Consider the following 13,931-nt stretch of genomic DNA (forward strand, 5'->3'; position numbering starts at 1 on the left):
CGCCACTCAGCGGGTGAATGCCCTGAAATCCTGATCGGGGCTTTTTCTTCCTTTATATACAGGTGCGTCATGGCCGATAACTCCACCCTCAATTTAATGCTGAAAATCCGCGCCGACCTCGCGGATGCCAGCCGTGCCCTGCAGGGGCTGGCCGGAGATGTGGAAGACGTTGGCTCTGCAGCAACAACCAGCTCACAGAAACTCAGTACCACCGCCCGGGCGCAGGATAGCGTCGCCGAATCAGCCCGTAGCCACGCTCAGGAAGAGCAGCGTGCCGCCGCCGCTGCGTCACAGACAGGTGATGCCGTCCAGCAGGCGGCGACTGATTATGCCGGTTATCAGGCAGCTATTGCCCGCACCCGGGCCGAGATGGGCTCGCTCCAGAATGGTATGGACGGCACCACGGCAGATATTGATGCCCAGCGGGCTGCGCTGACCGCCCTGGTCAACCGTATCGACCCGGTGGTCGCTGCCTATGGCCGACTGGATGATATGCAGGAGCAGCTGAGTACATTCCGTGGCGCGGGTCTTGTCGGCGATGATGATTTCGAACAGTACTCCTCACGCCTGAACGAACTGCGCCTGCAGGTGGAAAAATCCGCTCATGCCGCGACCGATGCCGGGCGCAAGGAAGCGGCTGCAGCCCGGGAAGCCGCACAGGCAGAAGCCCAGGCTGCGGCCACCAAAGAACAGTTCATCAACCGGCTGCGCGAGCAGGCCGAGACAATGAACCTGACCACTGCCGAGCTGCTGCAGTACAAAGCGGCACAACTGGGTATTTCGGCGGAAGCTGCACCGTTTATTCAGAAGATTACCGACCAGAACGCCGCCATGAGTAAAGGCGGTATCAGCGCCGGTCAGTATGCGCAGGCCATGCGATACCTGCCGATGCAGATAACCGATGTTGTCACTTCGCTGGCCAGCGGAATGCCGGTCTGGCTCGTGGCCATTCAGCAAGGCGGGCAAATCAAGGACTCGTTTGGCGGCGTGGGCAACACCTTTAAAGCACTTCTGAGTATCATCACCCCCGCCCGTTTAGCGATGGGAGGGCTGGCTGGTATTGTTGCGGCGGCAGGGATTGCTGCAGTTTCGGCGATGAATGACCAGGATGCCTTTAACAGCTCGATCCAGAAAACCGGCAACTATGCCGGTGTGACCTCCGGCGAACTGGAGCAGATGGCCCAGCAGGGTGGCCAGTTACGCGGCAATTACAGTCAGGTGCGCGATATCCTGAATGGACTGGTCAGCAGTGGTCGGTTTACTGGCGAAACGCTGAACTCTGTCGCGCAAGCTGCCTCTCTGATGGCCGAGCTGTCCGGAGACTCGGCGGATCAGGTCGTGTCGAACTTCCTCAAGATGAGTGACAGTGCAACCACGTGGGCCGCCAACACCAACCAGCAGTATCACTTTCTGGATCTGGAGACCTATCAGCGAATCCAGAGCCTGGAAGATCAGGGGCGAAAAGAAGAAGCGATTGAGCTGGCCTCTCAGGCATTTAAGAAGGCGAGCGAAGAACGCCTTCGCACAATGGAGCAACAGCTCAACCGGGCGGCGAGAGCATGGAATAATGTAAAAATTGCGGCCACTGGTGCATGGGAATCGTTTAAAGATAAAGCCGGTGGTGCACTTGGGCTGGATACTCCGGCTGACGAGCTGACAGTTAAAATTAAGGAATTAGAAGCCAAAATTGCAGCTGCGGGTAGTGATACAGAGGTTGCTATGCAGCCTCGTGAATACCAGGAGTCAGTGAAGCGATACAAAGAGGATCTGGCTGCACTTAAGGAAAAACAACAGGCTGAAGAAAAAGCCATAGCCGCCGAAGCAAAGCGCAAACAAACCGATGTCGAGAGCATTGCTGCTGCCGAGAAACTCCAGAAACTCTGGAAAGGCAACCGCTCCGAGCTTGAAAAAGAAGCCGACGCGGTAGAAGAAACCCGTAAGAACTATGAAACGTTATGGAAGAGTGCCAGCGGTCGGGACATGCTTCAGTCCCGTGGCGTCACCTCCACCGACGGTAAAAACTTTTCCGGTGGCCAGTGGGATACCGACACGAAAGCGCTGGATAAATCTGGCCAGAAAGCAGAACAGTACAACAAACAGCTGCAGCAGACGCTGAACCAGAAAAAAGCCATCACCGAGCTGGACCGCGTCGAGGCTGAAATCCGCAACGGCACACTATCCAGTGCGACTAAAGCCCAGCAGGATGAAGCCCGGGCGCTGGCCAAAAAGATTGATGCGGCCAACGCGGCCAATAAGGCGACAAAGGAAGGTCAGTCGCTGGCCAAACAGCAGGAAACCTCCAATAAAAACTTCGTCAAACAGCTTGAGGATCAGGCAGCAAAACGCACTCAGGGTGCTGCCGCTACCCGCGCCCAGGAGATTGCGACCCGCAACCTGACCGCCGAGCAGCGCCGTCAGGCTGAAGCGGCGAACGCGGCCATCACTGCCCAGGAGTTTAAGGGCCAGAACCTCCAGCTGCAGCTGGAATACATGCGCGATACCGGCAACACCGCTGGCGCATCGATGCTCGAGCTGCAGAACCGTGTATCTGACCTGCGCCGCGAGTTTGAAGCCAGTGGAAACACCGAAGGACTGAACTGGCTCGACAAGCTGCTGCCGGTCGCGGAAACCAAAATCCGCGTCGATGACCTTAAAAAGTCGCTCGACGACCTGTTCACATACCAGTCCCAGCAAGAAACCAGCATTCAGGCGCAGGTTCAGGGTGGCCTGCTTAATGAGATTCAGGGGCGGCAGCGCCTCGTCCAGCTTCACCAGGAAGTTGGCGACAAAATCAAAGGCTACCTCCCGCAGCTGAAAGAGATGGCCACCGCCCCCGGTGAAGCCGGTGACAAAATCCGGGAGATGATCCGCCAGCTCGAGGAAGAACTCGGCAAGCTGAATCAGGCGGGGAATGAGCTGACTCAGGCATTCCGCGACGGTCTGCAGAGCGGTATCGAAAGTTCTCTGATGGGGCTGGCCAAAGGCACGATGAACCTGCGTGATGCGGTGAAAAACCTTGCCCTCACCATCATTAACAGCATGGCGCAGCTGGCGGCACAGCAGCTGGCGCAAATGGCCACTTCCAGCCTTATCGGGAGCAGCGGCGGCATTGGCGGTCTTCTTGGCAGTGTGTTTGCGGCTGATGGCGGTCAGGTTCGCGGTCCGGGCAGCACCACCTCGGATTCCATCCCGGCGATGCTCTCCGACCAGGAGTTTGTGACCCGGGCCGCTGTGGTTCAGCAGCCCGGTGCGCTGGACTTCCTGCACGCGTTCAACCGCCACGGTATGGCGGCGGTCGAGGGCTGGTTGCCCCGCGTTCGTCATGCCACCGGAGGACTGGCGGGCATCCCCGCACAGAATATGCCGGTCCCGGCCTCAGTGCCTGAAACCGCGATGGCCACACCCGCCGCTGCGTCGCAGCAGCCCATCAGCCTGCAGCAGCAACTGGTGCTGGATCCGTCCGAGGTTTATACCGCCGGAGCGCAGACGCTGGCTGGCCAGCGCCAGTTCACCACGTCGCTCAAAGCGCAGGTGCCGACCCTGAAACAATGGCTGGGGCTGAATAAATGACGACGTTATTCCCCTGGCTGGCAGACCCCGACTGGTCCCGTGGCGTGACTGAGACGCTGGAGTGGAAGACCGATGTGCTGCAGTCGCCCACCGGCGCAGAGCAGCGGATTTCCCGTCGACTTTCACCGCGCCGGACGTTCGAGTTCACGGCAATGCTGTATGACACCGCCCGCCAGCGCTTCGAACATATGCTCTGGCAGGGCTGCGCGGGTACCTGGGCTATGCCGGTGTATCCGGATGTTTTTGCGCTACCAGCAGGGGTATCCAGTGGCGCAACCGCGCTCTCCATTCCGACCGCCGGGCGTGACTTTTCTGTTGGCGGAACAGTGTTGCTGAAAACCGATGAGTCTCCTGATGCAACCAGCCGGATGGCGACCGTTGCCGCGATCACCGGTGATGTCCTGCAACTGGTCTCCCCGCTGACCGACAGCTGGCCTGCAGGCTCGCTGGTGTATCCGGTACGTCCGGCGGTGCTGACAGAGCCGCCGTCGCTGTCCCGTCTCACTGATACGGCGACGTCTGCGCAGGTGCGCTTCCGTATTGCTGAACACAATACCTTCAGTGATGCGCCGGTGCTTACACAGTACCGTGGTCACCCGGTACTCGAAACCGAAACCGACTGGTCAGAATCGGTCAGCGGCAGCTATCAGCCCCTGATTCGTGAGCTGGACAACAGCAGCGGCATTCCGTACCGACTGGATACTGCCGGTCGACCGTTCTGGCGGCAGACACACAGCTGGTTCACCGTCAACCGTCTGGCACAGACTTCCCTGCGCCAGCTTCTGTGGTACCTGCGGGGGCGTCAGCGCCCGATATGGGTGCCCTCGCAGATGCTGGACTTTTCCCCGACATCTGCCATCAGCGGCCATTCCGTTGATGTGATCGAGGCAGGTTTTACTGAGCTGGGTATTCGCCCGGGTCGCCGCGATATCTGCATTCTGCTGGCTGATGGCACCCGCTATTACCGCCGCATCATCGCTGTAAGTCTGGTCAGCGGTGTGGAGCGTCTTGTGCTCGATGGCGATGCCATTTCTGCAGAACAGCACCAGATCGTGTCCATTTCCCTGATGACCCTTGCTCGCCAGGATGCCGACAGCGTGTCCTGGGAGCATGTGACCGACGCCGACGGCGTGGCCCGGGTTGCCACCACTTTTACCGGAGTACGTGATGAGCTGGAGTGAGTTTGAATATTCCGTGGCCGATGGCCAGCCGCTGACGCTGTATGAGTTCCGGCTCGGAGACAGCCTGTTCTGGCGTTACAGCAACGCCGACAAAGATATCGATTTTGCCGGTCAGGTCTGGGAAGCACAGGCCATCAGCAACAGCGGTCTCAGTTCCGGCAGCGGTGACGGGATGGATATCACCGTTCCCGCCAGTAATGCGGTGGCGCTGCTGTTTCGTGCGACACCACCCTCGCGCACCGTCAGGGTGCGGGTCATGCGCTGGCACGCGACGGATACCTCCGGCGAGTTTCGCGTCGTCTGGATCGGGGAGATCAGCAGCGTCAAACGCGAACAGATTGAATCCTGCAAGCTGATCACCATCAGCCTGGCCAGCACGTTTACACGGGTCGGGCTCCGGCTCACCTGGGGACGTCAGTGCCCCTATGCGCTGTACGATCATAACTGCCGTGTTGACCCGCTCCGGTTCGCGGTCAGCGGCGTGGTGGTCACCGCCCTCGATGGTTCCTCCATTACCGCGAACCTGCCTGCTGGTCTTGCCAGCGACTGGTTCTCCGGTGGTTACATTGAGTTCGACCGCAACGGCTACACCGAGCGACGCGGCCTGCGTGCACAGGACGGTAACACGCTGCATCTGTTTGGCGGTACAACCGGCCTGGAGGTCGGTCAGTCCGTCACGCTGTATCCGGGCTGCGACCGCACGATTGCCACCTGCGACAGCAAATTCTCCAACCATCTGAACTACGGTGGTCAGCCGCATATGCCCGGAAAATCGCCGTACACCATTATCAAACTGTTTTAAGAGGGATACGCCATGTGGTGGGCTGTAGCTAAATTCGTGGCGGTTCTGATTGCATCATATGTGATCAATACCGCATTAGCGCCAAAGCAAAAAAACTCCACGCCGGAAGCGGCTACTGAAGACGACTGGAACATGCCCATGCCCGATGAGGGCACACCGCAGTGCGTCTTCTTTGGTGACTGCTGGACGGCTGACTGGTTCGTTCTGGGCTACGGCAATTACCGCTATGACGCCATCAAAAAATAAGGGGGCACCATGCTGATCACAATGGAACATATTCGCGCCGGTGGCGGCTGTGCATGGGGGTTACGGACCTTTTTTGCCCGCCACCATCTTGACCTGCAGGCATTTCTGCGTGATGGCGGCATTGATTCGCAGACACTGCTGGCGACCGGCGATGCACTGGCCATCCGGGTTGTCGAACTCGCGCAGCTGCAGGCCCAAAAGGAGGAAAAATAGATGGGCGGTGGTGGCAAGGGTTCAAAAAAAGTCACGGTCGGCTACCGGTACTCCTGGGATGTGCAGGCGGGACTGGGGCGCGGTCCGGTCAATGAGATTGTGTCGATTATGGCCGATAAAAAGACGGCCTTTGCCGGTACTCCGGGGCAGATATCATCCAGCACCTCGGTGTACATCGACAAACCCGGCCTGTTCGGCGGTGATGATACAGGCGGTGAAGGCGGCATACAGGGTCAGCTCGATATCATGATGGGCGAACCGGATCAGGTGCCACCGGCATCCCTCCTGAAGTTACTGACGGGACTGGTGCCGGGGTTTCGTGGCGTGGTGACCACTTTCTTCAGCGGTCTGGTCAGCTGTTACAGCGCCAGCCCCAAACCGTGGTTATACCGCGTTCGCCGAACGACTAAAGGCTGGGACGGCGATGTCTGGTACCCGGAGAAGGCCACTATCCTGCTGGAGAATACTGAAGGCCAGCTTGATGATGAAGCTGATCTTCTTCCTGAACAACTCGCCAACCTGCGGGCCATTCATGCCATGAACCCGGCTCACATTCTGGTGGAATGTGCCACCAATCGCGACTGGGGGCGTCAGCTGACGCTCGCCGATGACCTGAACCTCGACAGCTACCGTGTCGCCGCCGACACGCTGTTTGCGGAAGGTTTTGGCCTGTGCTTTCGCTACAACCGCCAGGATGGCCTCGACACGTTTGTGCAGCAGATCCTCGACCACGTGGGCGCGGTGCAGTATGCCGACCTCGAAACCGGCAAACTGACCCTGAAACTGCTGCGTGGGGATTATAATGTCGATGACCTGCCGGTTTTCACCTACGACAACGGCATTATCGCCGTTCAGGATGACGACAGCGCCAGTACCACATCGAATCCAAATGAGGTTGTCGTGACCTGGAATGACCCCGTCACGAATTCCGATGGTGAGGTCCGGGCGCAGAACCTCGGCGCGATACAGAATACCGGACTCAACAGCAGCTCCGTCGAGTACAAAGCGATCCCCACGCACTCCCTCGCCGAACGCGTTGCCCAGCGCGATCTCGAAACCGCCCAGTCTGAACTGACCCGTCTGGTCATCCAGTTCGACCGGCGTGGCGGCATTCTGCGCCCGGGGGATGTTTTCCGCATTCAGCTCCCCGACCGCAATATCGACAATATGGTGCTTCGGGTGGGCAAAATTGAGGAAAGTGATACCGGCGTCCTGACGCTGACCGTCGTCCAGGACGTTTTCGGTCTGCCGTCCACCTCGTACAGCTCTGGCCAGCAGGGCAGCAGCTGGACTCCCCCGGATAAAACCGCCAGACCTGTCAGCGTTCAGCGCCTCATCGAGCTGCCCTACGCCGTGCTGGCCGCGACGCTCAGCGAGGCGGAGCTGAGCTACCTTAATCCTGAATCCGGTTATCCGGGCATCATGGCCGTGGCCCCGACGACACTCAGCATCAACTATCAGATCCAGACCCGCGCTGCAGGCGGAGATTTTGCTGATCGGGGAACGGGGGACTGGACGCCATCAGGGCTGCTGGTAGCGGTGGTCGGCCCGCTTGATACGGTTCTCCATGTGAATATGACCCGCTTCCCGTCTGTCGGCGACGGGCTGCTACTCAATGATGAAGTCATCCGGGTCGATGCCGTTGACGAGTCTGCCGGGACACTGAATGTCGGCAGGGGCTGCTTCGATACACTGCCTGCGGGGCATGATGAATCGGACGTAATCTGGTTGTGGCGTGATGCGCTGGAGTCTGACGGTATTGAATATCTGGCAGGGGAAACCGTGGAAGCGCGTCTGCTGACCCGAACCAGCACAGAGACGCTGGCGGCGTCTGCTGCGCCGGTGAGTTCGCTGGTGATAGCCCAGCGGCAGAGCCGCCCCTATCTGCCGGGGAATATCCGCGTCAATGATTCGCCATACCCGTCACAGGTCATTGCTGCCACCGACTACACCCTGACATTTGCTCACCGGGACCGCCTGTTGCAGGCCGACCGCCTGATTGACTGCACGGAAGGCAGCATCGGGCCAGAGCCCGGCGTGGAATATGTGGCGACGCTGATTAACCAGGATACCGCTGAAGAGGTCTGGTCGAGCACCTCCGGTGATGCCAGCATTCCGCTCCCATACGTCACCGGAGGAAGTGACGCGGCAGAACATGCCCTGACACTGCAGAGCATCCGCGACGGGATCACCTCGTTGTACACCTTCCGGACCCTGTTGCCTGCGGGCCACTACAAAGCCTTCCCGCTCACCGTCACGCTGTCGCTGACCATTCTTGATGGCGGCGACTGGGCCGGGACCACGCCTGAAGATACGGATACCGGTGCAGTCCCCGAGCTGTACGCCATTTCTGATGCAGCCGGAATGACCAACTGGTATCCGCCTGACCTGCTGGCCAGCGGGCTTTCCATCCCTGCGGACGATATCGACTATCCCGCCGGGACATGGCCAGCGTCGCTGTGGTCGTTTGGCCCTCACCAGATTTTGTCCATTGTGCAGTGGACTGAGAGCGGTGTGCCGTGGACCGTTCTCACCCTGTCCGGTGATGCCTCTCTTTATGCCATCGACTCCACGACAGATTCTGCCGCCGTTATTCCCTGGAATGCCGGTGTTTATCACGCTGAGATTGATATGACGTTGTTCATGACGGATGAGCCGGTTCTGAACGAGGGCATAATCTCTCTCACGCTGACCCAGAGAGGTTAACCGGATGAACGACACATATTATTATGGTCAGGGCAGAGTTTTCCTTTCCGTGCGGAACCCGGTAACAAACAAATCCGAAATCTGGCGCTGGATTGGTGACGTCTCGGCTCTGACGCTGAAACTCTCATTCGAACAGAGTGAAAGAAAAATATCCCGGGCTGGCGTGGTCATGACGTCTGACCGCCGGTACACCTCTTTTGCCGCTTCACTCGCCTCGGTCTGGCACGATTTCTCCGCTGATAACCTGTCGCTCCTCCTCTTCGGGAAGACCAGCCGGATTGCGCAGAGCTGGCAGAACGATGAAGCGTTGCCGGAGGGCATCACAGCGGGGGATCGTGTCGCGCTGGCCTATCAGAACGTCCGGGAAGTCAGTATCGATGGGCTTGCAGAGGGGACAGACTACGAGGTTGATTATGGTTTCGGTGCGATCAGCTTTCTGACCACCCCACAGAGTCAGCCCGTCAAAGTGACGTATGACTATGCTGGCAGTCAGTCCGTCAGCCTGCTTAATGCCAAATCTCCGGAGGTTTCACTTCGGTATGAAGGTATTAACCTGGCTGAAGGGGGGAAAAAAGTGCTCCTGGAACTCTGGCGAATGACATTCGATCCCCTGACGGTTCTGGAACTCATTAATAACGCCACCTCGCTTTCAGGAATGGAAACCTCATCGGCGGTCTTACCTGACCTGAACCGCCAGGCGGCGGATGTTTTTGGCCTGTTTGGCCGGATCGTAATGATAGAAGACTTCATGACTATCACTTACGACGGCACCATCGACTTCGATGGTAAATACAATTTTGCTTATTAGAGGATGTCCTGATGGCCTATTTACCTGAACAACCGGAATGGACCGATGGCGTCTATCAACTGGAAAAGAGCGATCCTGTTCGCGGTGGCGTTGACGGCCCGGCGAACCGGCCTTTAATTGACCTTCTGAAGCGTACGGCGTGGCTTAAACAGCGTTATGAAGAGGCATTCAGTGGTCTGGGCTGGGCTGAACTGGGGGAATGGGCTGTGGGACTGGAGGTCACAACCCCCTCTCAAATCGTTCACTACCAGGGCTACTGGTATCGTTATGGCGGGTCTCTGCCTCATACCATTACCGGGGCCTCTCCATCACTCGATGATAACGACAACTGGTTTAACCTCGGCAATGATGTATCTCTTCGCGCAAACCTGGGTTCAAACGAAGAGGGTATGGGGGATGCCCTGACGGCTGTTAAGCAGCCATTTTTGGGAGCCACAAGTCAAACTCAGCACGATAAAAATGCCCGTTATCCTGATGTATTTGACTGGTATATGGGGGAGAGTGACCATACTTTAATGTTTCAACGAGCGGCAAATTCAGGCGTTGCGTCAATCTTTGTTCCAGATGGTGAATACATAGTTGGCGACATTAACCTTACTGCCCCAGTTAAATTCTACGGAAAAGGTTCTATTAGCATCGATGCCCTTGGGGCCAGAATAATAAAACCATCAGGTGCGAATCATATCTTTCAGTTTCTTGGTGATCCTGAGGAAGGTGTCCGCCCGCATGGCGGTGGACTTCAAAATCTTAGCCTGAGCGGCCAGAAAGGTACTGATACAGGAATGCTTGTCAGGGCTCAGACATGGAGTTATCTGTTTTTTGAGCAAATTGCGTTTCAGAATCTTTCAGGCTGGGGATTGTCGCTTCAGGATATTGCCGAGGGAGGGCTTCACAACTATCTGTGCAGGCGACTGGGCAGTGAAGATACCGGATGTATTCGGTTTGAAGATTATATAGACATCCCCAATAACAACGTGAATAACTTCAGCCTCTGGCGCGGGATTTTCGGATTCAACTCAGGTACATGGATTTATGGCACCGACAGGTCAAACCTTGATGTGGTTTCTATCGCCGGGCATCACAAGTTTGAATATGACGATAAACCCGTTTCCGGTAACGTCACTCAGAAGTCTGTTATATACCTTGGACAAGCTAACAGGGTAGATATAAAAGATAACTTCTTTACGAACTTCAAATTAAATAATGAAAATCTTTATACGAACTGCATAAGGATAGGTGTCAACTCTCGTGTAAAACCTAACATTAGCGGTAACCAGTTCTCAGGGTGTGACAATGTCCTGATGAATATCCAGGGCGGAACAGTTGCAGGAAGTAAAAATATTTCTAACCGGGGAGATGCAACGGCTGACGGTACTTTTGTTTGCACTTCAAACCTGCCGCAGGATATCGAGCCGATTATCTATCACACTAACAATGGCGCGAAAAACAAACGCTCGTACTATGAAGCACCGGGCTTTATATCGGCCCATAAAATGACCGGGCTGGTAAACAACCCTTTCGTACCTGATGCAAACTCTATGACTCATTACGGAACGGTAATGTCGGTCGCTGCATTAACTGAAATCCGTCGCGGTACTATTTCACGCGCACTGATTTCTGACCGTGAATTTGTGCATATTACAGCGAGAATGAAGAATGTTTCTGGCACCGCTTCATCCGTCATTCTCAATCTTGACGGCGTTGATTTCGGTAGCGTCAGCGTTACTGCCAACAGTCAGTGGCATAACTACACATGGCAAATCAGGCCGGACAAAATCAGTAACGGCTCATTCATTCTTACAAATGGCTCATCACCAATACTGTTTGACGGCATATTTATTGAGAGAAAGAACTACCTGAACTGGTCATTTGCATGGGTTCCGGGAACGATAGCTGCAGGGCAGACAGCCACATCTCCGGTCCAAAGCGTGGCCGATACTACTGGCTTTATAGCTACCGGTGTTGAGGCTACTGCCAATGGAAGCCTTAACGGGGCAACATTACAGCCAAGTATGGATGCTGACGGTAATGTCATTATTTATTGCAAAAACAACACTGCTTCATCAATCACACCATCTTTCTCACGCATCCGCCTGAGATACGAGTCAGCAGGCCGAATTAGCTAAGGGGCAATATATGTTAAAAGGAAACGTGATGTTTAAGGGGATACCCGTCAACGGAGCGGGCATTTCAGTGGGGGTAATAAATATCTCTGAGGATAAAACCGTGATGTCGTTTATCGTCAATTACACCGCGCCGGGCAGTGATATCGTATTTGACCAGGAAACGTTCAGTTGTGATTACGATTTAGATGGTCCTAACCCCGAAGAAAATGCCTACACCCACCTTAGAACGCTCAGCAAATTCAGTGATGCTATTGAGGTTTAATATGCCAACCCGCCATTACTGGCGGGCGTTTGGTATTAACTACCGGAGTACAAGCCCACACCACCCTCGCACATAATATAATACCCGCCAGCCTGCGGGCTGAACTTCTCCACAAATGCCGCTGTGACTGTAATAGGGTCTGTGATTTCCTGTCCGGGCTCCGGCGTGATGATGGCCTGCCCATTCACGACATTCGTTACTGATTCAATTTTGATGGCGAATACAGGGATTAGCGGCCCCTGGCCATAGTTCTTTTCTTCTGACATATCAGTCAACCTTTATAGATACATAGTAAGGGGAAGCGGTAGTCGCGCCAGAAAATGGCGGGAGTACAAACCGGATTTTTCGCCCGGAGTTAGCTGCATAGTTAATATTGTTGTTGTCGTTAGCGTTCTTCACCGTGAGGGCATATGTTTCATCACCACCAACCCAAAGACGAGGATTTGACAGCGATACGTCCTTAACGAAGGAATCAGTGGCACCCTCTGCCGAGGTTAACGCCGCTGCTTTTGTCGTAGAGAGGTTCACTGAACCGGCAATAGGCGTGACGATGCAGGGCTCGTCCGTTCCACGAACCTCTACACTCCAGCTTTGTAGTGAGTTAGAGTGGTGGTCGTTTCCCTTCCAGCTTGCCACTTCAACCAGCAGTTTCATACCAGGTATTAACCCGTCAAGAGTGTAAACCTTCCCGGCCTGACGCTCACTGACAGTGAATTTGCCGTTAAAGTAAAGACTCATTCCCTTTGGTCTTAATGGGGAAATAGCATCGATATCTGAGGGATAAAACACCCGGGACTTTGTGTACATGCAGGACTGAAACACCAGATTAAGATAATCCAGCGTCCAGTCACCACCCTGCCCAGAATCGTTAATGACGCGGCTTCTGAATCGTGCATTCTGCCCGCCAAGACGAATAAGATGAACAACTTCAGATGCAGGGAGGACGGTTCGCGAAAGACCATATCCGTCAGCAATCAGTCTGACCTGCCCATCTTCGGCAAAATGACTGTAATCGGAACAGAGGATGCCGTTATGCCAGGAGCCATTCGACATCCAGAGGGTCAGATTAATGTCATGGCCGTACATAAAGCATTTCCCTGCTTCCGTTCCGTCGCCCAGCACAATACCTGTCACGCCAGTGCCTGAAATACCGGCATTAAAATCGACATCCGCTTTTGTCCTGAAAAAAGAATCCGTCGAAGTACTCCCCGCCTCTTTATTTCGGTGAAAGCGCACACCCGTGAGCGACTGGCGGCAATTTAATTTAATATCGGTTCCTTCGGTCCATTTTTTCCGGTTATAGACGGAGAGTGCACAGTTATTTTTTGTATATCCACTAACGAAATAATGTGCCTTGAAATTCCAGCCATCTGAAATACGAACAGGTGTAGCGATATCGCCCTCATTGACTCCGGAACCATCTTCCTTTGTCCCGTTGAACTGAACGCCAGTTACGCCACCACACACCCAGAATCGGGGCGTAACTCCATCCGGCTCTCGCTGGATGGTAATACCGATATTGTTCCCGAAATGAAATATCGAAGGGCCCGCATAATCCAGCCCCGTTCCTTCACCGGAGATGAAGAAACCTAACCGCCCGCCGGTCTCAGTCTGGCCGACGCTGTAAACTCTGCCGCCATTTAAAAAGTACGCTTCCCCCGGTGGTAATTCCGGTATCCAGAGCGTTGCCTTACAGAAGGTGCGTGTAGCGTAATAGCCATTATCCAGCATAGTATCGATAACCACACCACCACGACCGCCAAACATATCCAGCGATATTCTTGATGTGTCTTTCCTGCGGATAACCTGCCCGTAATCGTTAATTATCTGGCATCCGTTATCGTCAATATACGTTGAGTCTGATGTCAGCGAGTGACAATAAAAAATCCCGCCACCGACTCCCTGTCCGGCAGTATGCTCACGCAGAAAGATTTGCTGCCCGACAAATGAGAAAGAGATGGTTCTCAGCGCGTCAAGATTCGAGCACTGGCCCACCAGTCCAAGCCCTTCGTCTGAA

General features: G+C 55.4%; 11 protein-coding genes. 9 read left to right on the forward strand and 2 right to left on the reverse strand.

Translation table 11 applies throughout. The features are described from left to right. Positions 1-69: 69 nt before the first annotated feature. Genes CMQ96_RS17425 through CMQ96_RS17465 form a run of 9 tightly spaced genes read left to right on the forward strand, consistent with a single transcriptional unit; the run spans position 70 to position 11,914 of the window. Positions 70-3,570, forward strand: a complete 3,501-nt coding sequence (locus CMQ96_RS17425) for a phage tail length tape measure family protein (protein WP_098067067.1) — start codon at positions 70-72, stop codon at positions 3,568-3,570. Beyond that, the gene (locus tag CMQ96_RS17430; RefSeq protein ID WP_098067068.1) at positions 3,567-4,751 is read left to right on the forward strand and encodes a phage tail protein; all 1,185 of its coding nucleotides are present in this window, start codon (positions 3,567-3,569) and stop codon (positions 4,749-4,751) included. Before CMQ96_RS17425 ends, CMQ96_RS17430 begins: the two co-directional genes overlap by 4 nt. Continuing rightward, the gene (locus CMQ96_RS17435; RefSeq protein ID WP_098067069.1) at positions 4,738-5,553 is read left to right on the forward strand and encodes a phage BR0599 family protein; all 816 of its coding nucleotides are present in this window, start codon (positions 4,738-4,740) and stop codon (positions 5,551-5,553) included. The genes CMQ96_RS17430 and CMQ96_RS17435 overlap by 14 nt, the downstream gene beginning before the upstream one ends. 12 nt (positions 5,554-5,565) lie before the next feature. After that, complete coding sequence (locus CMQ96_RS17440; protein WP_049084410.1) at positions 5,566-5,799, forward strand: hypothetical protein; 234 nt, start codon at positions 5,566-5,568, stop codon at positions 5,797-5,799. A 9-nt stretch (positions 5,800-5,808) separates the two neighbouring features. After that, complete coding sequence (locus tag CMQ96_RS17445) at positions 5,809-6,012, forward strand: hypothetical protein (protein WP_049084409.1); 204 nt, start codon at positions 5,809-5,811, stop codon at positions 6,010-6,012. After that, the gene (locus tag CMQ96_RS17450) at positions 6,013-8,718 is read left to right on the forward strand and encodes a phage tail protein (RefSeq protein WP_098067070.1); all 2,706 of its coding nucleotides are present in this window, start codon (positions 6,013-6,015) and stop codon (positions 8,716-8,718) included. A gap of 4 nt (positions 8,719-8,722) precedes the next feature. Beyond that, positions 8,723-9,526 carry a hypothetical protein gene (locus tag CMQ96_RS17455; protein ID WP_098067071.1) on the forward strand — a complete coding sequence of 268 codons (804 nt, stop codon included), beginning with the start codon at positions 8,723-8,725 and terminating at the stop codon, positions 9,524-9,526. 11 nt (positions 9,527-9,537) lie between these two features. Beyond that, positions 9,538-11,652, forward strand: a complete 2,115-nt coding sequence (locus tag CMQ96_RS17460; RefSeq protein WP_098067072.1) for a hypothetical protein — start codon at positions 9,538-9,540, stop codon at positions 11,650-11,652. Between the two features lie 10 nt (positions 11,653-11,662). After that, positions 11,663-11,914 carry a hypothetical protein gene (locus CMQ96_RS17465; protein WP_141522392.1) on the forward strand — a complete coding sequence of 84 codons (252 nt, stop codon included), beginning with the start codon at positions 11,663-11,665 and terminating at the stop codon, positions 11,912-11,914. A 35-nt stretch (positions 11,915-11,949) separates the two neighbouring features. Here the strand turns inward: CMQ96_RS17465 and CMQ96_RS17470 are convergent, their stop codons facing one another. Next, positions 11,950-12,180, reverse strand: a complete 231-nt coding sequence (locus CMQ96_RS17470; protein WP_098067074.1) for a hypothetical protein — start codon at positions 12,178-12,180, stop codon at positions 11,950-11,952. A gap of 1 nt (position 12,181) precedes the next feature. Beyond that, positions 12,182-13,909 (reverse strand): hypothetical protein, encoded by a 1,728-nt coding sequence (locus CMQ96_RS17475; RefSeq protein ID WP_141522393.1) that lies wholly within the window; start codon positions 13,907-13,909, stop codon positions 12,182-12,184. Between the last annotated feature and the right edge of the window lie 22 nt (positions 13,910-13,931).

The sequence above is a fragment of the Klebsiella sp. MBT K-1 genome (assembly GCF_002556465.1).
Taxonomy (GTDB): Bacteria; Pseudomonadota; Gammaproteobacteria; order Enterobacterales; family Enterobacteriaceae; genus Klebsiella; species Klebsiella grimontii.